Origin of the sequence: Candidatus Thiosymbion oneisti (assembly GCF_900092655.1) — a bacterium.
GTDB classification, from domain to species: Bacteria; Pseudomonadota; Gammaproteobacteria; order Chromatiales; family Chromatiaceae; genus Thiosymbion; species Thiosymbion oneisti.
This window is the reverse complement of sequence record NZ_FLUY01001810.1, coordinates 1-482: the sequence shown is the minus strand read 5'-3', so window position 1 is coordinate 482 and position 482 is coordinate 1. Positions and strand designations below refer to the sequence as shown.

Below are 482 nucleotides of genomic sequence, written 5' to 3'. Positions count from 1 at the left end.
GAATGAATTTTTCCATTATCCTGTTGTTTTATAAAGGGATTATTCTATGAATGGCTCATTTAGTTCACGGAACCAGGATCAACCCAAGGCGGCAATGCCGCCTCTCGATGTTGGGAGGGGCCATGTCAGGGGGATACATGGTAGTGTTGTAACTTTGTTTTTAGGGTTCAAATAGATATTATAAATCAATACCTTATATGATCGAAACAACAGAATTACAACACCACCCCGGCGGGAAGCACTCGAGCTGCTGGGCCAGCTTCACAAAGAAGCCGTCCGCGTCGTAGCCCTTGATGTAGAAGGCATAGTTGTCCGGCTGGAGCAGATGTTCGCGTACCTGTGCAGGGGGTTCGTTGTCCTGGTAGGTGATCCAGTAGAGCTCGTTGTCGAATTGGGGTACGGCAGCTAGTGTAGTGCGCCATTCTGTTTGGAACTTAAGCGGCGATTGCGCGCGTCGGGCGTCAAATCGATCGCAGCGCCAT

Annotated in this window: 1 protein-coding gene; it reads right to left on the bottom strand. The window is 49.6% G+C overall.

All coding sequences use genetic code 11. The features are described from left to right. Positions 1-193 precede the first annotated feature (193 nt). On the bottom strand, positions 194-482 hold a 289-nt coding region (locus tag BQ17_RS22200; RefSeq protein WP_218068360.1), incomplete at its 5' end, for a hypothetical protein.